The sequence below is a fragment of the Xanthomonas vasicola genome (assembly GCF_000772705.2).
GTDB lineage: Bacteria > Pseudomonadota > Gammaproteobacteria > Xanthomonadales > Xanthomonadaceae > Xanthomonas > Xanthomonas vasicola.
On the sequence record NZ_JSBW02000039.1, the window covers coordinates 175452 to 199762 of the forward strand.

18 protein-coding genes and 1 other RNA gene are annotated in these 24311 nt (G+C 63.9%); 15 read left to right on the plus strand and 4 right to left on the minus strand.

The genetic code is table 11. The features are described 5' to 3' along the window. The first annotated feature begins 110 nt into the window (after positions 1 to 110). The 5 genes from NX05_RS10210 (at position 111) to NX05_RS10230 (ending at position 7012) form a co-directional block, all read left to right on the plus strand. Complete coding sequence (locus NX05_RS10210) at positions 111 to 2720, plus strand: bifunctional aspartate kinase/diaminopimelate decarboxylase (protein ID WP_039433300.1); 2610 nt, start codon at positions 111 to 113, stop codon at positions 2718 to 2720. Continuing rightward, the gene (locus tag NX05_RS10215) at positions 2704 to 3162 is read left to right on the plus strand and encodes a hypothetical protein (protein ID WP_010369379.1); all 459 of its coding nucleotides are present in this window, start codon (positions 2704 to 2706) and stop codon (positions 3160 to 3162) included. Before NX05_RS10210 ends, NX05_RS10215 begins: the two co-directional genes overlap by 17 nt. Continuing rightward, the gene (gene murL, locus NX05_RS10220) at positions 3159 to 4514 is read left to right on the plus strand and encodes a UDP-N-acetyl-alpha-D-muramoyl-L-alanyl-L-glutamate epimerase (RefSeq protein WP_039433301.1); all 1356 of its coding nucleotides are present in this window, start codon (positions 3159 to 3161) and stop codon (positions 4512 to 4514) included. Before NX05_RS10215 ends, murL begins: the two co-directional genes overlap by 4 nt. Then, complete coding sequence (gene murD / locus NX05_RS10225; RefSeq protein ID WP_039433302.1) at positions 4495 to 5901, plus strand: UDP-N-acetylmuramoyl-L-alanine--D-glutamate ligase; 1407 nt, start codon at positions 4495 to 4497, stop codon at positions 5899 to 5901. The genes murL and murD overlap by 20 nt, the downstream gene beginning before the upstream one ends. A 310-nt stretch (positions 5902 to 6211) precedes the next feature. Further along, complete coding sequence (locus tag NX05_RS10230) at positions 6212 to 7012, plus strand: dienelactone hydrolase family protein (RefSeq protein WP_039433303.1); 801 nt, start codon at positions 6212 to 6214, stop codon at positions 7010 to 7012. 297 nt (positions 7013 to 7309) lie between these two features. Here NX05_RS10230 and NX05_RS10235 read toward each other — a convergent pair whose 3' ends face one another. Further along, positions 7310 to 8308, minus strand: a complete 999-nt coding sequence (locus tag NX05_RS10235; RefSeq protein ID WP_039433305.1) for a polyprenyl synthetase family protein — start codon at positions 8306 to 8308, stop codon at positions 7310 to 7312. A 273-nt stretch (positions 8309 to 8581) separates the two neighbouring features. Between NX05_RS10235 and NX05_RS10240 the strand changes: the two genes are divergently transcribed. Then, a complete protein-coding gene (locus NX05_RS10240) occupies positions 8582 to 9127 on the plus strand; it encodes a single-stranded DNA-binding protein (protein ID WP_039433306.1) in 546 nt (181 codons plus the stop codon). 274 nt (positions 9128 to 9401) lie between these two features. Here the strand turns inward: NX05_RS10240 and NX05_RS10245 are convergent, their stop codons facing one another. Then, the gene (locus tag NX05_RS10245; RefSeq protein WP_039433307.1) at positions 9402 to 10886 is read right to left on the minus strand and encodes a sensor domain-containing diguanylate cyclase; all 1485 of its coding nucleotides are present in this window, start codon (positions 10884 to 10886) and stop codon (positions 9402 to 9404) included. A gap of 288 nt (positions 10887 to 11174) precedes the next feature. Here NX05_RS10245 and NX05_RS10250 point away from each other — a divergent pair, with 288 nt between their 5' ends. From NX05_RS10250 to NX05_RS10280, 8 genes are all read left to right on the plus strand, one after another. Further along, positions 11175 to 12182: a zinc-dependent alcohol dehydrogenase family protein gene (locus tag NX05_RS10250; protein WP_039433308.1), complete on the plus strand. Its 1008-nt coding sequence runs from the start codon at positions 11175 to 11177 to the stop codon at positions 12180 to 12182. 245 nt (positions 12183 to 12427) lie between these two features. Continuing rightward, positions 12428 to 12503: non-coding RNA, sX9 sRNA (locus NX05_RS22320), on the plus strand. Between the two features lie 252 nt (positions 12504 to 12755). After that, the gene (gene paoA / locus NX05_RS10255; RefSeq protein ID WP_039433309.1) at positions 12756 to 13406 is read left to right on the plus strand and encodes an aldehyde dehydrogenase iron-sulfur subunit PaoA; all 651 of its coding nucleotides are present in this window, start codon (positions 12756 to 12758) and stop codon (positions 13404 to 13406) included. Beyond that, a complete protein-coding gene (locus NX05_RS10260) occupies positions 13403 to 14353 on the plus strand; it encodes an FAD binding domain-containing protein (RefSeq protein WP_039433310.1) in 951 nt (316 codons plus the stop codon). Before paoA ends, NX05_RS10260 begins: the two co-directional genes overlap by 4 nt. Position 14354: 1 nt before the next feature. Beyond that, a complete protein-coding gene (paoC, locus tag NX05_RS10265) occupies positions 14355 to 16562 on the plus strand; it encodes an aldehyde oxidoreductase molybdenum-binding subunit PaoC (RefSeq protein WP_039433311.1) in 2208 nt (735 codons plus the stop codon). Then, positions 16559 to 17572: an XdhC family protein gene (locus NX05_RS10270; RefSeq protein WP_039433312.1), complete on the plus strand. Its 1014-nt coding sequence runs from the start codon at positions 16559 to 16561 to the stop codon at positions 17570 to 17572. The genes paoC and NX05_RS10270 overlap by 4 nt, the downstream gene beginning before the upstream one ends. 406 nt (positions 17573 to 17978) lie before the next feature. Next, positions 17979 to 18587 carry a nucleotidyltransferase family protein gene (locus tag NX05_RS10275; RefSeq protein ID WP_039433313.1) on the plus strand — a complete coding sequence of 203 codons (609 nt, stop codon included), beginning with the start codon at positions 17979 to 17981 and terminating at the stop codon, positions 18585 to 18587. Between the two features lie 952 nt (positions 18588 to 19539). Continuing rightward, the gene (locus NX05_RS10280; RefSeq protein WP_017112234.1) at positions 19540 to 20790 is read left to right on the plus strand and encodes a DUF819 family protein; all 1251 of its coding nucleotides are present in this window, start codon (positions 19540 to 19542) and stop codon (positions 20788 to 20790) included. 368 nt (positions 20791 to 21158) lie between these two features. Here the strand turns inward: NX05_RS10280 and NX05_RS10285 are convergent, their stop codons facing one another. Continuing rightward, positions 21159 to 22346, minus strand: a complete 1188-nt coding sequence (locus NX05_RS10285; protein ID WP_039433314.1) for a Tle-like phospholipase domain-containing protein — start codon at positions 22344 to 22346, stop codon at positions 21159 to 21161. Between the two features lie 36 nt (positions 22347 to 22382). After that, complete coding sequence (locus tag NX05_RS10290) at positions 22383 to 23192, minus strand: ankyrin repeat domain-containing protein (RefSeq protein WP_010369436.1); 810 nt, start codon at positions 23190 to 23192, stop codon at positions 22383 to 22385. A gap of 189 nt (positions 23193 to 23381) precedes the next feature. On the opposite strand from NX05_RS10290, the gene NX05_RS10295 reads away from it, so the two are divergent. Next, complete coding sequence (locus NX05_RS10295; protein ID WP_039433316.1) at positions 23382 to 24086, plus strand: HAD family hydrolase; 705 nt, start codon at positions 23382 to 23384, stop codon at positions 24084 to 24086. Positions 24087 to 24311 lie beyond the last annotated feature (225 nt).

A 24311-nucleotide genomic window follows, 5' to 3' on the forward strand; every position in this document is an offset into this window, starting at 1 on the left:
GCCGCGCGCCCTGTGATCGCACGCGGGGTCATGCGAGCGGCATTGGCAGTAGAATCGGAAGTTCCGCTCGGTGTACCGGGCATCTTCCCCCATCCTAAACACCTATCTCAATGTCAGCTCCCCACTCTACCGATCGTTGGATCGTCCTCAAGTTCGGCGGCACCTCGGTGTCGCGTCGTCATCGCTGGGACACGATTGGAAAACTGGCGAGCAAACGGGCCAGCGAAACCGGCGGCCGCGTGCTGGTGGTGGTGTCCGCATTGTCGGGCGTGACCAACGAACTTACCGCCATTGCCGATGGTGCCGCCGACAGCGCACAGCGCGTGGCCGCACTGGAACAACGCCATCGTGAGTTTCTGGCCGAGCTCGAACTGGACGCCGATGCGGTGCTGGGCGAGCGACTGGCCGCACTGTACGCATTGCTGAGCGACGCGCGCGCTGCAGCGCGCACGCTGGAGTGGCAGGCCGAGGTGTTGGGGCAGGGCGAGTTGCTGTCGTCCACCATCGGTGCGGCGTATCTGCATGCCAGCGGCCTGGACATGGGCTGGCTGGATGCGCGCCAGTGGCTGTCGGCGCTGCCGCCGCAGCCCAATCAGAGCGAATGGTCCAAGCGCTTGTCGGTGTCGTGCCAATGGCAGTCCGATGCTGATTGGCGCGCACGTTTCGCTGCGCAGCCCACGCGCTTGTTGATCACCCAGGGCTTCATTTCGCGGCACGCCGATGGTGGTACCGCGATTCTGGGCCGCGGTGGTTCGGACACCTCGGCGGCCTACTTCGGTGCGTTGCTTGGCGCCAGCCGGGTAGAAATCTGGACCGACGTGCCCGGCATGTTCAGCGCCAACCCGAAAGAGGTGCCGGACGCGCGCTTGCTGACGCGGCTGGACTATTACGAAGCGCAGGAAATCGCCACCACCGGCGCCAAGGTGCTGCATCCACGCTCGATCAAACCGTGCCGCGATTCCGGCGTACCGATGGCGATTCTGGACACCGAGCGCCCCGATCTGCCGGGCACCAGCATCGACGGCAATGCCGAGCCGGTGTTGGGCGTCAAGGCGATCAGCCGCCGCAACGGCATCGTGCTGGTGTCGATGGAAGGCATCGGCATGTGGCAGCAGGTCGGCTTCCTGGCCGATGTGTTTACGCTGTTCAAGAAGCATGGCCTGTCGGTGGATTTGATCGGTTCTGCCGAGACTAACGTCACCGTGTCGCTGGATCCTTCGGAAAACCTGGTCAACACCGATGTACTGGCGGCGTTGTCGGCCGATCTGTCGCAGATCTGCAAGGTCAAGATCATTGTTCCGTGCGCGGCCATCACCCTGGTCGGGCGCGGCATGCGCTCACTGCTACACAAGCTCTCCGACGTGTGGGCCACGTTCGGGCAGGAGCGCGTGCACATGATTTCGCAGTCGTCCAACGACTTGAATCTGACCTTCGTCATCGACGAATCCGATGCGGATGGCTTGCTGCCGATCCTGCATGCGGAACTCATCGATAGCGGTGCGATGCCGGTCAGCGAGGGCGACGTGTTCGGCCCACGCTGGCGCGAGATCATCGGCTCGGTACGCCCGCGCCCCACGCCGTGGTGGCATGCCGAGCGCACGCATCTGTTGTCGCTCTCCAAGGCCGGGACGCCGCGCTATGCGTACCACCTGCCCACAGTGCGCGAGCGTGCGCACGCATTGGCGCAGATCGCCGCAGTGGATCAACGCTATTACGCAATCAAGGCCAACGCGCATCCGGCCATTTTGATTGCGCTGGAACAGGCCGGCTTCGGGCTGGAATGCGTCTCGCATGGCGAATTGCGCCGCGTGTTTCAGGCGCTGCCCGAGCTGTCGCCGCGGCGCGTGCTCTTCACGCCGAGCTTTGCACCCAAGGCCGAATACGAAGCGGCATTTGCGCTGGGCGTGACCGTTACCGTAGATAACGTCGAAGCGCTACGCAACTGGCCCGAGCTCTTCCGTGGCCGCAATATCTGGCTGCGCATCGACCTGGGTCACGGCGACGGTCATCACGAGAAGGTCAACACCGGTGGCAAGGCCTCCAAGTTCGGGTTGTCGTCCACACGCGTGGATGAATTTGTCGAAGTGGCGCGCACGCTCGAAGTCACCATCACCGGCGTGCATGCGCACCTGGGCAGTGGCGTGGAGACCGGCGAACACTGGCGGATGATGTATGACGAACTGGCCGGCTTTGCACGCCGCATCGGCACGGTGGAGACCATCGACATTGGTGGCGGCTTGCCGATCCCGTACAGCGCCGAAGACGAGCCGTTTGATCTGGATGTGTGGGCCAAGGGCCTGGCCGAGGTCAAGGCCGTGCATCCGGGCTATCGCCTGGCAATCGAGCCGGGCCGCTATCTGGTGGCCGAAGCCGGTGTGCTGATCGCCAGCGTCACCCAGGTGATCGAAAAGGATGGCGTGGAGCGCGTGGGCCTGGATGCGGGCATGAACACCTTGATGCGCCCGGCGTTGTACGACGCCTGGCACGACATCGAAAACCTCAGCCGGCTGGATGCGCCGGCCGATGGCACGTTCGATATCGTCGGGCCGATCTGCGAATCGTCGGACGTGTTCGGCAAGCGCCGCCGCCTGCCCTCGGCCACCGCGCCCGGCGATGTGGTACTGGTGGCTGACACCGGCGCTTACGGCTACTCGATGGCCAGCACCTACAATCAGCGCGAATTGCCACGCGAAGAGGTGATCGATGCGCCCGCTGGCTGAGTTCGTTGTACTCAGCACGCTGGCCGGTGGCGTGGCGATGGTGTTTTCCACTGCCATCGACATCGCCGGGCAACCGATGCCGTGGACCGACAGTTTGAAGTGGGTGCTGCCCGCGTTGGTTGCTGCCGGCATCGGCGCGTGGAGCGCAGCGTTCTGGCAGCGTCGGCGCCGCGAGCGCGCACCAGCGCCACGTGCCGGCGGCATGGCATTACGCACGGTGGTGTTGAGTGCGCTTGGCTATCTGCCGGCGTTGCTGCTGTATCTGCTGGTCGCGTTGGCAATCACTGGCGATGGGCAGGTGATTCGCTCTGACGTGATGCTGCTGTTGTTCGTGATCGGTTGCCTGCCGCTGCTGTGGGCCGCGGTGCCGTTTTCCATGATTGAATATGTCCTGTGCCGACGTTATCTACGTCGTGTGCGTGTTCCTGCAGGTAGTCCATGAGCGCTTTCGACAAACACCAGATTTCCACCTTCCGTTTCGTGCGTTGTGCACTCGACGCACAGACCGGCCTGGCGACGCTGGTGTATGCCTTCGATCAAGGCCCGGAGCTGGTCGAGACCGTTGCCGTACCGGGCGCGCCATTTGCGCTGGACGCGGCGAACGCGACTGCCATGCAGCAGGCGTTGCAGCTGCTGCATCTCATTGCTGGGGTGAGTTATTTCAAGGCCGCGGTGCCGCCAAACATCGCCATCGATAGTTACAGCATCGATGCCGAGACTGCCGCGCTGGTAGAAAGCGTGTACCTGCACGGCCTGGGCGAATTTGCGTACCGCAATTGCTTGAATCTGCACGGCAAGATCCGCTTTCCGGTCGCTGCGCTGGCGGCTGCCGCTGCGCCGGCATTGGGGCTGCGCGAGCATGCGCTGGTGGCGATCGGTGGCGGTAAGGATTCGCTGGTTAGTATCGAAGCGCTGCGGCATGCCGGTATCGATCAGACCGTCAGCTGGATCGGCGGCTCGCAACTGATTCGTGCCTGCGCCGAGCGCACCGGTTTGCCGGTGCTCAACATCGGCCGCGTGCTGGCGCCGGAATTGTTCGAGCTCAATCGCCAGGGCGCCTGGAACGGGCATATCCCGGTGACTGCGGTGAACTCGGCCATTTTGGTGCTGGCAGCGCTGCTCAATGGCGTGGACCAGGTGGTGTTCTCCAACGAACGCTCGGCCAGCTATGGCAGCCAGATCCCCGGCACCGGCGAGGTCAATCACCAGTGGTCCAAGGGCTGGGCCTTCGAACAGGCCTTCGGCGATTACGTGCAGCGGCATGTGGCGGCCGATCTGCGCTACTACTCGTTGCTGCGGCCGCTCTCCGAATTGGCGGTGGCGCGGCAATTCGCCAGGACCGATCACTACGACGCGCATTTTTCCAGCTGCAATCGCAACTTCCACATCATGGGCGAACGCCCGGTGCATCGCTGGTGCGGCGTGTGCCCGAAGTGCCATTTTGTGTTTCTGGCGCTGGCACCGTTCATGCCCAAGACGCGGCTGGTCAACATCTTCGGGCGCAATCTGCTCGACGATGCGACGCAGGCCGGCGGTTACGATGCGTTGCTGGAATTTCAGGACCACAAGCCGTTCGAATGCGTGGGCGAAGGCCGCGAATCGCGCGCGGCGATGGCAGTGCTTGCTAGCCGCGCCGAGTGGAAGGAAGACGCATTGGTAAAGCGCTTTATCCGCGACATCCAGCCGCAGCTCGACCCCAGTGACCTGCAGGTCGAGCCACTGATGGCCATCGATGGCGAGCACCGGATTCCGTCGGCGCTGTGGGAGCGCGTGCGTGCGAATTTCGCAGCTTGAAGGCAAGGTGGTTGCATTGTGGGGCTGGGGGCGCGAAGGACGCGCGGCGTATCGCGCGGTGCGCGCGCAGCTGCCCACCCAACCGCTGACGGTGTTCTGCAACGCTGAAGAGGCGCGCGAACTCGAAACGCTCGCAGATGCAACCTTGCAAGTGGAAACCGATGCCAGCGCGCAGGCGTTAGGGCGTTTCGCAATCGTGGTGAAGTCGCCCGGTATCAGCCCGTATCGCGCCGAGGCACTGGCCGCCGCCGCGCAGGGCACGCAATTCATTGGCGGCACCGCGCTGTGGTTTGCCGAGCACGCGCAGCCGGACTGCAGCGTGCCCGGTGCCATCTGCATCACCGGTACCAAGGGCAAGAGCACCACCACTGCGTTACTGGGGCACTTGCTGCGCACGGCCGGGCATCGCACCGCGTTGGTCGGCAATATCGGCCAGCCCTTGCTGGAAGTGCTGGCACCGCAGCCGCCACCGGCGTATTGGGCAATCGAGTTGTCCAGCTATCAAACCGCTGATGTCGGACGCAGCGGCGCGCGCCCCGAGCTGGCGCTGGTGCTGAATCTCTTTCCCGAGCATCTGGACTGGCACGGCGATGAGGCGCGCTATGTGCGCGACAAGCTGTCGCTGGTAACAGAAGGCCGACCGCGGATCGCCTTGCTCAACGCTGCCGACCCGCTGCTCGCCAGTTTGCAGCTGCCCGACAGCCAGGTGCTGTGGTTCAACCATCCCGAGGGCTGGCACCTGCGTGGCGATGTGGTCTATCGCGGCGAACACACCATTTTCGATACTGCCAACGTGCCGCTGCCGGGCGAGCACAATCGCCGCAACCTGTGCGCGGTGCTCGCGGCGGTGGAAGCGCTGGGGTTGGATGCCGCTGCATTGGCGCCGGCCGCGCTGGGTTTTCGTCCGTTGCCCAACCGCTTGCAGTTACTCGGCAGCGTGGACGGCATCAGCTACGTCAACGACTCGATCAGCACCACGCCGCATGCCTCGCTGGCCGCGCTGGCGTGCTTTTCGGAGCGTCGCGTTGCGTTGCTGGTCGGCGGGCATGACCGTGGCCTGGACTGGCACAATTTCGCCCGGCATATGGCGCAGCAGGCGCCGCTGGAGATCGTCACCATGGGCGCCAATGGCCCGCGTATCCATGCGTTGCTGGCACCGCTCGCTGACGCCGGGCGCTTCGGCTTGCATGCTGCAACCGATCTGCAACACGCCATGCAGCTGGCGCGCGATGCGCTGGGCGAGCAGGGCGGCGTGGTGCTGCTCTCGCCAGGTGCGCCCAGCTTCGGCGTCTACAGCGACTACGTTGCACGCGGCCGGCACTTTGCGCAGCTGGCAGGATTCGATACGGCGGCAATCAGCGCGATTCCCGGATTGGGCGTGCACTAAGTCGCCTATCGGACCGACTTCGCTCATCGCCAGAAGTGCGGAGTCGGTGTTCGGGACCGGTAAGTACCACTCGCTGTAGTTGTGCAGCGCTTTCCACGTGTACCTAAACACTGCTGGCGACGTTGTGTGGCCTGCTTCACCTCCGACGCCGCTGCGTTGATGCGCTTGAAATCGGCACGCTCAGCGGCTGGGGAGGTGCCCGGTACGCTTCGACCAACTAACTGCGGCGCAGTTTCCAAAAGTGGCGATGATGACCCCTCCTGCGCGGCGGCAGCGCCTACACTCGCCCCACCATCCTGGGAGCAAGCGCATGCACAAGCAATGGACATGGCGTGGCGTTGGATTGATCGGTGTTCTGGCCTCGCTGGCCTTCCCCGCAGCGGCGACGATGCAGGCCAAACCGCTGGAATGGAAGATCGGCAAGGACACCTACAGTGGCGTGCTGGTGTACGACGATGCCGGCGACGCCAAACGCCCGGGCCTGGTGATGGTGCCCAACTGGCGTGGGGTCAACGACTCGGCGGTGACCAAGGCCAAGCAGCTGGCCGGCGACGATTACGTGGTGCTGGTGGCCGACGTGTACGGCAAGGGCAAGCGCCCCGCCAACGACAGCGAGGCTGGGCAGTTCGCCGGCGCGCTGAAGAAGGATCCACCGGAGTTACGCGCACGCGCGCTGAAGGCGATTGACGTGCTCAAGGCGCAGGCCGGCAAGGCACCGCTGGACACAACGCGCATCGGTGCGGTGGGCTTCTGCTTCGGTGGTACCACGGTGCTGGAAATGGTGCGTGCAGGCACGCAGTTGGCCGGTGTGGTCAGCCTGCATGGCGGCATCGCTACCCCAAGCCCGGCCGCTGCCGGCTCGGCCAAAACGCCGTTGCTGGTACTCAACGGTGCCGACGACAAGAGCGTGAGTAAAGCGGATATCGCCGCGTTCGAAACCGAGATGGATGCAGCCGGCGCGGACTGGCAATTCGTCAACTTCAGCGGCGCGGTGCATTGCTTTGCCGAGGCCGATGCCAACAGCCCGCCGGGCTGCCTGTACAACCCGCGTGCGGCCAAGCGTGCGTATCGCATGCTGGGCGATTTCTTCGATGAGCGGTTTGCTAAGTAGCCGGGATTGGGGATTTGGGATTTGGGATTGGCAAGAACGCGGTCCCGTCCTTCAGCGAATCAAACCCCTGAGTTTTTGCTCGGAGGTTTGCGCTGACTCATCATTAGTCGGGATTGGTGATTCGCAAAAGCGCGGTTCCGTCTTTCAACGCATCGACCCCGGCGTTTGTGCTTCGGGGTTGCGCTGACCAATCATTCGACTAACCGATGCCGGGATTCGTAAAACCGCGGCCAAGCCGCGTTTGCGAATCCCCAATCTCAAAGCCCCAATCCCGTCCGGCGCGCTCAGCGCGCCGGATCAGTGCGTGCGCTCGACCGCGTAGCGCGCCAAACCGCGTAGAGCCGCCACTGCAGGGCCATGTGGCAGAGTGTCTAGTGCCAGTTCCGCAGCCGCAGCATATTCGGCTGCGCGCTGACGGCTGTAGTCCAGCCCACCGGTGGCGTGGATGGCGGCCAGCACCTCCGGCATTGCCGCTGCATCACCTTGTTCGACGATCTGCCGCAGGCGCTCGCGGGTGGTCGCATCCGAATGCGCCATCGCGTGGATCAACGGCAGCGTCGCCTTGCCTTCGGCCAGGTCGTCGCCCAGGTTCTTGCCCAGGTCCGCTGCTTCGGCCGCGTAATCGAGTACGTCGTCGGCGATTTGGAAGGCGAAGCCCAACTGCATGCCGTAGTCGTACAGCTGCTGCTGCACCTCGACCGTGGCGCCCGATGCCAGCGCACCCAGACGCGTTCCCGCAGCGAACAGCACCGCGGTCTTGCGCTCGATGACGCGCAGGTAGGCGGCTTCGTCGGTGTCCGGATTATGCACGTGCAGCAGCTGCAGCACTTCGCCTTCGGCGATGCGGTTGGTGGTGTCGGCCAGGATCTGCATGACTTCCATGCGATCCAGTTCGACCATCAACTGGAAGCTGCGCGAGTACAAAAAATCGCCGACCAGCACGCTGGGCGCGTTGCCCCACAGCGCGTTGGCGGTGCTGCGTCCGCGGCGCAGGTCTGATTCGTCCACCACGTCGTCGTGCAGCAGCGTGGAGGTGTGGATGAATTCGATGATCGCCGCGAGCTGGTGGTGCTCCGGCCCGGAGCCGCCAGCGGCATGGCCGGCCAGCATCACCAGCATCGGGCGCAGACGTTTGCCACCGGCGGAGATGATGTGATCGGCGATCTGGTTGATCAGCACGACGTCCGATGCCAGGCGGCGGCGGATCAGCGCATCGACCGCGGCCATGTCGGGCGCGGCGAGGGACTGGATCTGGGGCAGGCCCAGGACGGTGGGGAGGTCTTCGGCGATGGTCATGCGCAGGCGTTCGTGATGTGCGTCGATTATAGGTGCCCGGGCCGGATCCGTCCCGCCGGACACAACCGGCGTCTTCACATTTGCCGCTTCACGCGGCCAGGCGAAGCCGTAAAGGCCAGCGCGGACTGGATTTCCGACCCCTGGCAGGGCGCTTGCCCGGCATCCCCGCGCGGTAACCTGCCAGGACCGCCGAGCGGCAGGTGCGGTAACATTGCCGCACAGACATTCCGCGTTGCGCGCCCTCGGCGCCAGCGCATCATCTCGGAAGCACCTATGGCCCGCGGCATCAATAAAGTCATCCTTGTCGGCAACCTCGGCAACGATCCCGACACCAAGTACACCCAGGCAGGCATGGCAATCACGCGCGTGAGCCTTGCCACCACCAGCATGCGTAAGGACCGCGAAGGCAATAACCAGGAACGCACCGAGTGGCACCGCGTGGTGTTTTTCGGAAAGCTGGGCGAAATCGCTGGTGAGTACCTGCGCAAGGGCTCGCAGGTCTATGTGGAAGGCGAGCTGCGCTACGACAAATACACCGGCCAGGACGGTGTGGAGAAGTACAGCACCGACATCGTCGCCAACGAAATGCAGATGCTCGGCGGCCGTGGTGAAGGCGGTGGCGGTAGTGGCGGCATGGGCGGCGATCGCCCGCAGCGCGCGCAGGCGCCGCGCCAGCAGGGCGGTGGTGGCGGGCAGGGTGGTGGTGGATACGGCGGCGGTGGCGGTGGCCAGGACTATGCGCCGCGTCGTCAGCAGCCGGCCCAGCAGCAGTCGGCTCCGCCGATGGACGATTTCGCCGACGACGATATCCCGTTCTGAGGATTGCTTGGTCGCTGCGTTACCAAGGGAAGCCCGCATTGCGCGGGCTTTCTGCGTTGTGGGAAGCGTGTAAAAACAGGTCCAGAGCTCGTAAGCGTGGCCAAAAGAGCGTCGCTGGCGCTGCAGTGACTGATGGGATGCGGGCACGCGCCGTGCTTATAGGTCATGCCGCCGCGTCCGCGCCGCGCGCGCAGTGCAGCCGTTCACCGAGCCAGCACTGTCCACCTGGCAGCAGTGTGATCTCTAAGCCAGGGGGGCTGCGTTGTCCACAGGCCTACGCCGACGTCCGATTCCGTCCCTTCTGCTTGGCGCGATACAGCGCCGAATCGGCGTCGTGCACGATGGCGTTGGGGCTTAGGGGCGCTTGGCCCGGTTCGAAGGTGGCTGCGCCGATGCTGACGGTGACATGTGCGCTGGTGGGGCTGGATAAGTGCATCAGGCCGAGCTCGGCCACCGCATTGCGTACTGCGTCGGCCAGGCGCAGCGCGCCGGCTGCATCGGTGTGCGGCAGGATCATGCCGAACTCTTCGCCGCCGTAGCGCGCGGCCACGTCTTCGCTGCGTCGCGAGCAGCTGGCAATGGCGCTTGCGATCAAACGCAGGCAGGCATCGCCGTTCACGTGGCCATAGGTGTCGTTGTAGAGTTTGAAGTGGTCGACATCGATCATCAGCACTGACAGCTGCGCCTCCAGGCGAACTGCATCCTGCAACGCACGCGAGAGCCGGTAGTCAAAGGCGCGCCGGTTGGCAATACCGGTCAATGCGTCTACCCAGGCTTCGGCGCTCAGTTTGGCTTCGTTCCGATGCATGCGGCGCAGTTGCAGATCCAGCCAGATCCCCACGCCGAGCAGCAGCACGCAGCCCAGCGCAGCCACCACGATGCGCTGGCGCGCGGTTTCCCGCCAGTTCGCCAGCGCATCGTCAACTGAAACGCCGGTCAGCACGGTCAGCGGATACGGCCGCGCCGGCGCGAAGCTGGAGATGCGCTCTACGCCGTCGATCGGCGAGCGATAGGTGGCGGTGCCATGCTTGCGTGCGCGCATGGTGACGTCGATCGACGTGCCCGCGATCGAGGTGCCGATCACGCCCTGTTTGTCGGGCCGGCGCACGATCACGATGCCATCGTCGTTGGTCATGCGGATGATGCCGTGTGGGCCGACTTCGAAGGTGCTGTAGTAGTTCTGGAAGTACTTCACCTGCAAGGTGACCAACACCACGCCGGCGAACTCGCCACTGGGGGTATTGAGGCGGCGGCTCAACGTGATCACCCAGGAGCCGTCCGAGCGGCTTTGCACGGGCGGGCCAACCAGTGACATGTCGTCGCGATGGTCGCGGTGATATTTGAAATAGGCGCGATCGGCGTTGTTGTGCGTCCTGGGCGTGCTGTTCAGCGACGAGCTGACCCAGCTGCCGTCCGCTGCGTAGATGAAGATGCCATGCAGCCGATCCGAGCGGCGTGCTTCATGCACCAGAAACTCATGCATTGCCGAGCGTGCAGCGCTGGAGCTCTGGTCGTGTTCGACCCGCGACACCAGCCCGGACAGCACCGCATCTGCAATGGATAGGGTGTCGCTGGCATGCTGCGCCAGCGAATTGGCCAGATTCAACGATTGCGCCTGCGCGCTGCGCAGCGCGGTCGCGCGTTCCTCGTCGATGGACCAGTACTCCGAACCGAGCAGTAGCATCCAAGACGCGGCCAGCACGAAATACAGCGCGATGCGCTGTCCACGTTGCCGCCGCCGCTTGGTTGTTGAAGTCACTGTGGGCTACCTGTCTGGACACCAAGGCGATGCAACCGCCGTGCCAGCCTACGCGGAGTGGCACGCGCTGCTAACTGCATCTGCACGTGTGCTGACGGATCTGTGATTGATGCCTCACGCGGCACGCAACAGTCCGCTTGCCCGCGCACCCGCAGACAATGGCCGTTGCGCCAGCGCTCGCTGTGCACGCGTTACGAGCGCTGCGACAGAGAACGAAGCCAGCTCGACTGCGTTTGCATAACGGAGTGCGTGGTATCCCAAGCGCTGAATCACGTCAGGAGTCACTCCATGCAAGCCATTCGTCTTCGCCATCCCGCCGCAATCGCGTCGCTGCATTCCGTTGCATTGCCCGATCCAGGGCAGCCCTCACGCGGTCAGATCCGTGTGCGCCTCCATGCCAGCTCGCTCAATTTTCATGATTTGGGCGTCGTGCTCGGGAAGATGCCGACCGCAGACGGGCGTATTCCGATGTCCGATGGTGCCGGCGTGGTGGAAGCAGTAGGGCCGGAGGTCGAGGAGTTCGCAGTGGGCGATCATGTGGTTTCCACCTTCTTTCCGCAGTGGTTGGATGGCGAGCCGTTGCATGCCGGTTTCGCGACCACGCCAGGCGATGGCGTCGACGGTTACGCGCGCTCTGCCCTGGTTGTCGATGCGCACGCATTTACCCACGCACCCCGCGGGTATAGCCATGCCGAGGCCGCGACGTTGACCACCGCCGGAGTGACTGCGTGGCGCGCGCTGGTGGTCAATGGCGGACTGAAGGCCGGCGACAGCGTGTTGGTGCTGGGCACCGGCGGCGTGTCGATTTTTGCGCTGCAATTGGCCAAAGCGATGGGCGCGCGTGTGATCGCGACGTCCTCGTCCGACGAGAAGCTGGAAAAGGTGCGCGCTCTTGGAGCCGACCACCTCATCAACTACCGGCAACATCCCGAGTGGTCGGCGCAGGTGCTGGACATCACCGACGGACGTGGCGTGGACCATGTGGTCGAGGTCGGCGGGCCGGGCACGCTGAAGCAATCGATCCGTGCGGCGCGCGTGGGTGGGCACATCGCCTTGATCGGCGTGCTGACCGGTGGGGCTGGAGAGGTGCCGACCGCCGAAATGATGGGGCGCCAGCAACGTCTGCAGGGATTGGTCGTTGGCAGCCGCCGGCATCAGCAGGAGTTGGTGCGCGCGCTCGACAGCTTACCGCTGCGGCCGGTGATTGATCGCAGCTACGCGCTGGGAGAGATCGGCGAGGCCTTCGAGCTGCAGAAATCTGGTGGCCACCTCGGCAAGATCGCGCTGGAGTTCTGACTCACCCTGCTGGGCTGGGCTGGGCGCCGGCGGTGCAGGGCGCTGCCGGCGCCAAAGTCCACTGTGCGGTCGCTTGCAGGCAGTACTGGATGGGCAGTGCGCTGGCGAGCCCACCGGCGCCTATTGCCAGCTTTCGGTCGCCGAGAGGGGCGTGATACGTGCTGCAGCGCGCAACGATCACTTAGAGCGGCTAACAAAACTACTGCGCAGCCGCCAGGCGGGCGCGGCCTGTGCTCGGAATCCTCATGTACCACTCGTACACTCCGGTTCCTGTGCGCCGTCCGCACCCACCTGACGACTGCTCGGTACGTTTTGTTAGCTGCTCTTAGGCTGCAAACGCGACCTAGCTCGTCCAATGCCATTGGTGTTTGCTCCAGCGTTCGTCTAGCGCGGTGATGAGCGTTTTTCATGGCGCATGCAGCGACCAGCCACTACAGGCGAAAACAGCCACTGGAATCAGGCAACAGCACTGCTTGCACCCGCAATCACTCACGCGCGCTCACACGCCTGTGACCGGCGGCGCTGCACATTGATTGAGAACTGTAAAAGCCAGCATTGTCGGAGATGCCAGCCATGAGAGACATCAAGATGACCCGCCGGGAGGTACTGATTGCGGGAACGGCATCCGCAGCCAGCGCTGCCGCAACCCAATCAATGGCCGCCACTGCCGCCACTGCCCTGTCGCAGAAGCAGGCGGTCGAGCCGGCCAATGCATCCAGCCAGGTGGCCTTCGAAGTCAACGGCAAGCCGGTCACGCTGACTTTGGATAATCGCACCACCTTGCTGGATGCGCTGCGCGAACACCTGCATCTCACCGGTACCAAGAAGGGTTGCGATCACGGCCAATGCGGCGCATGCACTGTGATCGTCGATGGGCAGCGCATGAACGCGTGTCTGTCGCTGGCAGTGATGCATGAAGGTGCCAAGGTCACCACCATCGAAGGGCTGGGCACGCCGGATAAGCTACATCCGATGCAGGCTGCGTTCGTCAAACACGATGGCTACCAATGCGGTTATTGCACGCCTGGCCAGATTTGCTCGGCAGTGGCTGTGCTGGATGAAGTGAAGCGCGGCATTCCCAGCCATGTCACCGAAGATCTCACCGGCAAGACCAAGCTCACCACGCCCGAACTGCAGGAGCGCATGAGCGGCAACATCTGCCGCTGCGGTGCGTATTCCAACATTGTCGAGGCAATCAACGACGTTGCGGGAGACCACGCATGAAGGCCTTTAGCTACGAGCGCGCGACCTCGCCAGCCGATGCCGCAGCCAAGGCCGCGCGCCAACCCGGTGCCAAGTTCATCGCGGGCGGTACGAACCTGCTCGATCTGATGAAGCTGCAGATCGAAACGCCGTCGCACCTGATCGACGTCAACGGCCTGCGTCTGGACACCATCGACGAAACGCCCAACGGCGGCTTGCGCATTGGCGCGCTGGTGCGCAACACCGATCTTGCGGCCGACAAACGCGTGTGCCGCGATTACGCCGTGTTGTCGCGCGCCTTGCTGGCTGGTGCGTCGGGGCAATTGCGCAACCGCGCTACGACTGCCGGCAACCTGCTGCAGCGCACGCGCTGCCCGTATTTCTACGACACCAATCAATCGTGCAATAAGCGACTGCCCGGCAGCGGCTGCGCAGCCATTGGCGGATTTAATCGCCAATTAGCGGTGATCGGTGCCAGCGAATCGTGTATTGCAACGCATCCCAGCGATATGGCCATTGCCATGCGCTTGCTCGATGCTGCGGTGGAAACGGTACGTCCGGATGGCCAGACGCGCACAGTGGCGCTGTCCGAGTTCTATCGCGCACCGGGCAATACGCCGCATCTGGAAACCGTGCTGGAACGCGGTGAGTTGATCACCGCAGTGACCTTGCCCAAGCCGATCGGAGGCACGCATGTGTACCGCAAGGTACGCGACCGCGCGTCGTATGCGTTCGCATTGGTGTCGGTTGCCGCGGTGGTGCAGCGTGATGGCAGTGCTCGCGTCGCAGTCGGCGGCGTGGCGCACAAGCCGTGGCGTAGCGAAGCGGCCGAAGCCAAATCGAAAGGGGGCGCGCGCGCTATTGCGTCTGTGCTGCTCGATGGCGCACAGCCCAGCGAACACAATGCATTCAAGGTGCCGCTGGTTGAGCGCACCTTGGATGCGATCCTGGCCGACACGAGGGCCTGATATGAAATTCGACACCCCCGCCGGTACCAATCCCATCGATCAGCTCAAGGTTGTCGGCAAGCCCGTCGACCGCATCGATGGGCCACTCAAGACCACAGGGCAAGCGCCGTATGCCTATGAACATCACGCCCTGCCGGGCCGCGCGGCCTATGGGCATGTGGTGGGCGCAGGCATCGCCAAAGGCACCATCCGCAGCATCGACCTGAGCGTCGCGCGTAACGCGCCGGGTGTGCTCGGGATCGTCACGGCGCAGAACGCTGGCAAGTTGCAGAAGGGCAACTTCAACACCGCCAAACTGCTGGGCGGCCCTGACATCGAGCATTACCACCAGGCGATTGCGGTGGTGGTTGCCGAGACGTTCGAACAAGCGCGTGCGGCGGGCCAGTTGATCAAGGTCGATTATGGCCGCCACGTCGGCGCCTACGATCTGGAAAAGGCGCGCACCGGCGCCAAGGTCACCAAAAAGGGCGACGCGCCCAATAGCAACGTTGGCAACTTCGATGCTGCGTTCGCTGCTGCGCCGGTGCAACTGGATGCCGAATACACCACGCCCGATCATTCGCACGCAATGATGGAGCCGCACGCCTCGATCGCCATGTGGGACGGCGACAAACTCAGCGTGTGGACCTCCAATCAGATGATCAACTGGGGCGCCGGCGATTTGGCCAGAACGCTCGGCATTCCGCGCGAAAACGTGCGGATCATGTCGCCGTACGTCGGCGGTGGTTTCGGCGGAAAGCTGTTCCTGCGTGCCGATGCGGTGCTGGCGTCGCTGGCGGCGCGTCGGGTCGGCCGTCCGGTCAAAGTGATGCTGCCGCGCCCGTTGATCGCTAACAACACCACCCATCGCCCGGCCACCGTGCAGCGTATTCGCCTTGGCGCCGAACATGATGGCAAGCTCACGGCGATTGCGCATGAAACCTGGTCGGGCGATCTGCCCGACGGCAGCCCGGAAATTGCCGCCGCGCAGACGCAACTGTTGTACGCAGGTGCCAATCGCCTGATTACGACGCGCTTAACAGTGCTGGACCTACCCGAAGGCAACGCAATGCGTGCGCCGGGCGAGGCGCCTGGCTTGATGGCGCTGGAAGTGGCCATGGACGAGATGGCCGAAAAGCTCGACATGGACCCGGTCAAGTTCCGCATCGTCAACGACACGCAGGTAGATCCAGAAAATCCGCAGCGCCCCTTCTCGCAGCGTCAGCTGGTCAAGTGCCTGGAAGATGGTGCAAAGCGATTTGAATGGTCCAAGCGCAAGGCCAAGCCGGCCAGCACCCGCGATGGTCGCTGGTTGGTCGGCATGGGCGTGGCGACGGCATTTCGCAACGCGCCGGTCATGACCTCGGGCGCGCGCATGCGCCTGGAGCAGGGCGGGCGCGTGGTGGTGGAAACCGACATGACCGATATCGGCACCGGCTCCTACACGATCATTGCGCAGACCGCCGCCGAAATGCTCGGCGTGCCGTTGAATTGGGTGGACGTGCGGCTGGGCGATTCCAGCTTCCCGGCCTCGGCAGGCTCGGGCGGGCAGTGGGGAGCGAACAGTTCCACCGCAGGCGTGTACGCAGCTGCCGTCAAGCTGCGTGAAGCTGTGGCCAAGCAATTGGGTGTGGATCCGGCCACCGCTGAATTTGTCGATGGCCATGTGCGTGGCGGCGGCAAGCGCATCGCGCTCGGCGATGCCGCAGCCAATGGTGGGCTGGTGGTGGAAGACAAGATCGAATTCGGTGACCTCACCAAGACCCACCAACTCTCCACGTTCGGCGCGCATTTCGTCGAAGTAGGCGTAGATATCGCCACGGCCGAAGTGCGCATCCGGCGCATGCTTGCGGTGTGTGCTGCAGGGCGCATTCTCAACCCGAAATCCGCACGCAGCCAGGTCATCGGCGGCATGACGATGGGCGCTGGTGCTGCGCTGATGGAAGAGCTGGCGGTGGATAAGCGCCTGGGCTTTTTCGTCAACCACGATCTGGCGGGCTACGAGGTACCGGTGCATGCGGACATCCCGCATCAGGATGTGGTGTTCCTGGAAGAAAGCGATCCGTTGGCGTCGCCGATGAAAGCCAAGGGCGTGGGTGAGTTGGGCATCTGCGGTGTCGCTGCCGCGATTGCCAATGCGGTTTACAACGCGACCGGCGTGCGTGTGCGCGATTACCCGGTAACTCTGGACAAACTGCTACCGCATCTGCCCGAGATGCTGCGCGCGTGAGTGCGGTCGTTGCCCCGGTCACGCATGCGTCGCCTGCCGAGCCGGCGTGGCCAGCATGGCCGGGTTATGCGCTGCACGATGACTTGCTGCCGATCTTGTCGGCTTGGCATCGCGCTGGCCAGCGCGTGGCGATGGCTACCTTGATTGATGTCCAGGGTTCCTCGCCGCGCCCGCTCGGCAGCGAGATGGCGATCAGTGCCGATGGCCGGGTGGTCGGTTATGTCTCCGGCGGTTGCGTGGAAGCAGCCGTAGCGCATGAGGCCATGGCCGCACTGCGCGATGGTCAGCCGCGTTGGCTGGATTACGGCGAAGGCAGCGAAGTGCTGGATATCCAGCTCAGCTGCGGCGGGCGCATTGGTGTGCTGGTGTGGCCAGTGCCGGATCTAGGCGAGCACCTCGCGCGCTGGCGCAATGCCCGCCAGCACCGACGCGCATTTCACGTGGCGTTGGATCGTGCGTCCGGCACGGTGCGTTATCTGGCAAGTGCACAGGATGTGCGTGCGGACGAATTCTTGCGCACGCATCGCCCGCTATTGCGGCTGGCGCTGGTCGGCGCCGACCCTGCGCTGCTGGTGCTTGTCTCGTTGGCCAACCAGATGGGGTTCGAGGTGCAGGTGCTGCGGCCGCATGGGCCGGTCGAACCGCCGCCCGGATTGGCATCCGAGCACTACGACCGACGCGGCTTGGGCGACGCGCTGCAAGATCTGCAGTTGGATGCCGACACCGCGTTGTATAGTCTGGTCCACGACGCCGAGATCGATCTGCAGGTGGCACGCCGCGGGCTGGCATCCAATGTGGCCTGCATTGGCATCCTCGGCAGCCGGCACAGACGCGAAGGCCGTTTACAGGCGCTACGTGCGCTTGGGTACGACGAGGCGGCGCTTGCGCGTCTGCGCTTGCCCGCAGGCTGGCGCATGGGGCGCTCGTCGCCGCATACCATCGCGCTCGGCATCATTGCCGAAGCTACGCAGGCGGTGGCAGATATCCAGGCTGTTGCAGCACGTCGATAAGTTTCCGTTGCTCCCGCCTGACGGTGGATACGTAATTTAGGCCGCATGGCGGCCTGACGTTGATAAAAGGCGACTTATTTGGAGCTCATTGTGCCTGGCTTTTGACAGCACGCCGCAATCTGCATCGCAACTGGCGAGACTTTGCTAACGCATCGACAGAGAACGCGATGTGCAGTCACCTTGCACGCACAGGCGGCGCTCTACGCTGCAGCTGTCTTACATCACGCAACGTCGCCATGACCCTTGTTCCTGATTGCCACGTCGACGTATCGTGTAATGCGGTTCGCATGAGTTTTCTTGCCACAATCCATTCCCCACGCAGTGCCTGCGCGCAGACGCGTGACGCCTTTGCCATCTCGCAACCGGCACAGCGCCCTGCTGTCGTTACGTCAGTAGCATGCATCGCATGAGCAGTGACCACGCCGCACTGGTGTTGGGTGCAGGGGCAGGGCGCCGGCTTGGCCGTTCGAAGCAATTGCTGATGCGCGATGGCGAACCGTTGCTGCACCGCGCCGCGCGCATGGCGTTACAGACTGCGCCACGCCGTTGCGTGGTGGTGCTGGGTGCCGATGCGGACGCATTGAACGAGGTGCTGCAGGATCTGAATGTCGAAATACTGCGACATGCCGACTGGTCCGAAGGCATGGGCTCCAGTTTGGCCGCGCTACGCCAACATGTGCAGGACGACACGACGTTGCGACGCAGCCTGATCCTGGGCTGCGATCAGCCTGCGCTGGATGCCCCACATTTGCGTACCTTGCTGGAAGAAGCCGATCGCGCCATCTCCGGATGTGCGACCAGCGGCTATAGCGGCGTGCGCGGCATCCCTGCGGTGGTCACACATGCGGCGTGGGCGGATGTTCCGTTGCAGGCGGATAGCGGCCTGCGCGGCCTATTTGCCAGCCTGGACATGCAGAGCCTGGGTTGCGTGAGCGCCCCGGCGTTGGCCTTGGATATCGACACGCCGGCCGATCTGGCTACCGCGCAGCAGCGTGGCTGGGTGGATGCAGATTGAGACGCAATGACGGGTGCGCAAGCAGATCTTTGGCAGCCTGGGTCATGCCGCGATTGGCGCTGCAACTGCACGGTCGCGCGTAGGCGTGATCGGTGCCGATCACTGGCACCGATCCGAGCGCGTCTTCCATTTCTTGCATACTGCTAACCGAAATGCTCGGTCGCCCTATTGAGCCGCGGAGTCGAGTTACGACCACAGCACGATCGCTTCCCTGATCACCAACACGTAGCCGACCACCATGGCGGTCTTGACCGGAAACTGAAATTTCCTGAGCAGATCCATAAAACCCCTCCCCAGAGGCGTCTTCAAGAGCGACCGATCACCCACTGCGCACCGCCCACGCTCGTCTGACGGTTGCTGACGACACGGCGTTCACCGGTCCTGACCGAATGTAGCGTTGGATGTGATATGTGTCACGTAAGAATTTTCCTACCGTCTTGCCAGTGTTCGCCCGACGGCACTGGCATGCGCAAAAGAACATCCTGGCTATGCCGGACGCGGGGCCCTTGGCCACTCTCCCGCGGCCCCTTGAGTAAGGGCATGCCGGCATTCCGGAGGTGAAAAGGCGTTCCCATTCCTGTGCACCGCAGCTTCCCGCGCGGCTCGCACCTCGCTCGACCGCTACACGCACTGGCCGGAGGCCAGATGGAAGAGTCACGTTACGTCGTACGCATACACCCGACCAGGGCGGCTGGTGGGTCACCCGCCCGCACTGGTCCACTGGCCAGCCTATCGGCGTGGTGGTCAACACCGGCGGCGATGGCCTAGGACCACGTTACGGTAAGCAAGTGCGGAACGCTGCCGCTTGCTGGCGGCATGTCATTGCTGACGCTGCGGCTGTCAGCAGCAGCACCGGGTTTGCGCAGACCTCCAGGTCGGCTAGATTCATGGCATCGGCCGCCATTGGTCCGGTCCGCACGTTGGCGGCTACTTTTCTGGATGTCCGCCTGTCGTGAATGCTGCCGGTACTGCGCTGATCCAAAACGATATCGTGGTGTTCGGCCTGATCGCCGCCACCCTGGGTGCGGTGTTCTGGACTTCCGCACGCGAGCACGGACTCTGGCGGCGTTTCTACGCGTTCGTGCCGGCCTTGTTGCTGTGCTATCTGCTGCCGGGCATCTACAACACGGTCGGTCTGATCGACGGTGCCAACACCCGGCTGTATAACCCGATCGCCCGCGACGTGCTGCTGCCTGCCGCATTGATCCTGCTGACCTTGAGCATCGATCTGCGCGCGATCCTGGGGCTCGGCCCCAAACTGGTGGCGATGTATCTGGGCGCATCGCTGAGTGTCATGCTGGGTGCAGTGGTGGCGTTCTGGGTGATGCGCTGGCTGCATCCGGCCACCGTCGCCGGTGACACCTGGGCCGGCATGGCGGCACTGGCCGGCAGCTGGATCGGTGGCGGCGCCAATATGCTGGCGATGCGCGAAGTCTTCGATGTGGACGCGACCACCTTCGGGCAGTTCGCGGTGGTCGATGTCGGCGTGGGCTACGTGTGGATGGCGGTGCTGATTTTCCTGGCCGGTCGCGCGCGCAACATCGACGCGCGCAGCGGTGCCGACACCCGAGCGCTGGATGCCTTGCAGGAGCGCATGGCGCGCTTCCAGGCTGAGCATGCGCGCATTCCCAGCCTGGCCGACCTGATGGTGATCGTGGCGGTGGCATTCGGCGGCGTCGGCCTGGCGCACGCGCTGGCCAACCCGCTCGCGGCGTGGTGCAAGGCGCAGCTGAGCTGGGCCAGCCAGTTCAGTCTGGACACACCGTTCGTGTGGGTAGTGGTGCTGGCGACCAGCCTGGGCCTGCTGCTGAGCTTCACCCGTGCACGCACGCTGGAAGGCGCGGGCGCTTCCAAAATCGGCACCTTGCTGCTGTATTTCCTGATCGCCTGCATTGGCATGCAGATGGACTTGCTGGCGCTGCTGGACCGGCCATGGTTGTTCTTGCTCGGCCTGATCTGGATCGCCGTGCATATCGGCTTGCTGTGGGGGCTTGGCCTGCTACTGCGGGTGCCGTTCTTCTATTTTGCGATTGGCTCGCAATCCAATATCGGCGGCCCCGCTTCTGCGCCCGTGGTCGCCGCCGCGTTTCATCCGGCACTGGCGCCGGTCGGCGTGTTGCTGGGCACGATGGGCTACGCCACCGGCACCTATCTGGCATATCTGGTCGGCATCACCTTGCGCGCGATAGCCGGTGCGGGATAAACCGATGCCGGACAACGCGAGCGCGCAGTCGGCAGCTCCGGTTGAGCGAGTGGCAGCGACGAGTGAGGTTTCGGCGTCATTGCCCGCCCGATAAATCCAGGTATCGCTGCATATACGATCCGCTCATGCCGCTTTCCGCACCATCGGCCGGGTCCGACGACTGCTCAGATTCTGTCGCCGCGCCGCGCCGCGACTCGAACATACGCGCGGATGCGCGTACGCACTCCGCTGCGCTGATCTGACACACATCACGCGCAGGACGAAGCCTCCTTCGTCCTGGCGATGTGATCCAACACGGCCCGCAAGATGCTGCCAGCAGCGCGTAGTGATTCAATGGGGCCCGCGATGTTCCGCGGGCCACTCTGCCATTATTGCTGAATCACGCGACGCCGCTCTTCCTGCTGTTGCGGCGGCTGCTGGATGTGCTGCTGATTGTGCTGCTGCAGCTGGCTGACATTGGTCTGCGCAGGCTCATTGGCTGCGGAGGCCGTTTGCACATGGCTGCGCAGATGGGCCGGGTCGTCCATGCGGCCCTGCACCGCAATCAGACTGTCGCAATCGCGATTGGGCACCAGGTGATCGATGCGCTGCAAGCCATCGTTGCCCGCGCGTGCAGCCACGCTGGCAGCGGTGTTGAGAAACGCCGTGTCGTCGCGCAGCCCCAGGCGCTCGCGCTGCCCGTCCAACTGCACCACTGCGTCGTTGAACAACTGGCTGCCGGGCCGCAATGCGGCGCCACGCGACTGGTCCTGCGACTGCATGTCCTGCGCCTTCATCACCGAATCGATGCCATGCAGATCCAGTCGATGCTTGAGCATCATGCCCGGCACCAGACGCTGGCCGAACGACAACGGGTCCGGCTCGGGCAATTCGATCTGATGGCCGGCCGCATCCGGCATGGCCCATTTGAGCGGGATGCTGTCTTCCTGCAGATGGGTGAGGATCTCGTTCTTGACGTGGTAGCCGCGGATCAATTCGCTGTTGGCGTAGTCCTTGGCAGCCGATGCATCCAGGCCTTGGCGCTCCAGCGTGCGGTCGTTGACGCCGGCGGCGTTATAGGTCACCGCCGGAATGTCGTTGACCATTGCCGATGCCGCGGCCAGACCGCCGCCCAGCGAATGCCCGCTGATCACCACCTGGTCGCCGAACGCCTGTTTGGCCTGGCTACCGAGCTGGATCGCCGAAGCGTACTGCGCATCGTCAAAGCCCAAGCCCTGGCCGATGTTGTGCTTCCAGTCCTTGCCTTCGTCGGTGCCGCAGAAGCCCAGCACCACCTGCCCATGATCATTGCGATAGAAGGCGGCATCGAAGCCGCTCTTGGCGTCGTGCAGCAGGGCAGGGTCGATGCCTGCCTGCTGCAGCGCGCGGTCGTCCATGCGCGACCAGCCATTGGGCAGGGCGGCGGCAAAGGTTTCGGCGCGGCCTTCGCGTCGCTGCGCGGCGGTGGCGTAAAGGTCTTGCAGCATCGCGGGGATCTGGCGGTCTTCCGGATGCGGTTGTTGCCCGCGCATCGATTCTGCGAACGGGGTGGAAGAAGAAGATTCTGACGGGCTCATGCGCGGCTCCTTGCGTTCGTCATGCGAAAAGCGCGCTTAGCGGCTGCTTTCCACGGGAATGTTGTGGGCGTTCAACCATGCGCGCACCTCCGACCTCACCTGCTGGCCGCTGGCATTGAGCAGGCGATCCGGCGTGGTGAAGAAATACGCCTGGAAGGTCTTCTGCTGTGCATTGCGCACGGTGGGATCGACGCCTGCCTTGAGCAAGGTGAGCACTGCAGGGCTAGCCGCGCCACTTTGCGCTGCAAGGTGCAGCAGGCTGTTGCCGGTGTGGTCGAGGCGCTGCACATCTGCACCGGCCTTGATCAATAACTCGATCTGCGCATCGCGCTTGCTCTGTACCGCGCGGAACAGCGGCGTCCAGCCGGCACGCGCACTGATGACATCAATCGGCGCCCTGTGCTGCAACAGAATCTGCAGATACTCCGGGTCCTGTGCCATGGCGGCCATGTGCACGACCGTTTCCTGGTCCATGCCGGGCAATGATGGGTCGGCACCTGCGTCGAGCAACGCGGCCAATGCGCGCGGTTGTTCGTTCCAGATCGCCCACTCGAGCAAGGTGACGTTTTGATCGCCGTGTGCGGCGAGATCGACAGTGGGGGCGAGTGCCTTGATCTGGGCAACATCACCCTGCGCAATGGCGTTGGCGATATCGGTCAAGGCGGGGTCGCGGAAGGCGACGGTGTGGTCCTGCAGCGTAGCTGACATGGTGGTTTGCTCCTTGGCACCGGGCGAGGCGGTGCATGAGACCGCGAAGAACGAGGTCGCAAGAACGAGCAGGGCGGGGAATCGCGGTTGCATCGAAATCTCCTTCTCCTGATCGCATTCCTGATGACGCTGCGGCAAGTCCCGCCGCAGCGGGGCAGATCCTATCAGCTGCAAAAATCGCTTGCGGTAAGATTTCGTGACATGGCGACATGGCGGGCCGCATGCTCGGGGCCGCCTGTCCCTGCAGCGCGCTTGTTGCGAGCGGCGACGGTCTCCATCGCGACAGCCTGCCGCCCCACAGCCGACGGTCACACCTCGGCCGGCATAATGGCGCTTTGCGAGCAGATGGGTGCAATGGCGTACGAGCTACTGATCAGTGACTGTGATGGCGTTCTTGTCGACAGCGAGATACTGGCCGACCGGGTAATGCGTGAGGCGCTGGCGTCTTTCGTGCCAAGCGAGCCGCTGGAACATCTGCTGGAAACCACCTTCGGGCAGACGACACGCGAGGTGTTGCGGCGGGTGGAAGAGCGCTTTGCGCTGCAGTTGCCGGAGACTTTACTGGCGCAGATCCAGGCGCGCAGTGAGGCATTGATCCAGGCCCAGGTGCAGCCGATCGCAGGCGTACGCGAGGCGCTGGAGCAGATTCCGCTGCCGTTGGCGGTGGCCTCCAATAGCCGGCGCCATAATGTGATTGCCTCTGTGGAACGGGCCGGGCTCACTGCACGTGCGGCGGGACGTATTTTCAGCGCCGACATGGTGGAACGGCCCAAGCCGGCACCTGACGTGTATCTGCTGGCGGCACGCACCGCTGGAGTCGCGGCGGAGCGTTGTCTGGTCATCGAAGACAGTCCCACCGGTGCGACTGCGGCCGTTGCGGCAGGCATGCAGGTGTTGGGCTTCACCGGTGCAAGCCACATTCCACCGGGGCATGGCGACACGTTGCGCCGCATCGGTGTGGTCGAGGTGTTCGACACTATGCGTGATTTACCTGCGTTGTTCGCGCGGCTGGCGCAAAAACGCGCTGGGTAAGTCGATCGCTTGGTGAGTGCAGTGTGCGGTGTCCACGTTTGCGGGATACGTTTTGAACCCATCCATGGATGCTCTTAGTGACATCCATGCGGCCAGGCGCATCGCCGCTTCGCAGATCCGCGGCGTTACGACTGGCGCGCCTGCGCGCTCCACTCGATGCAATAGAACTGAGGTTTGAGTCGGGGCTAGGTTTGGATGCCATCCAAGCGTTAGGTCTAAAACTTC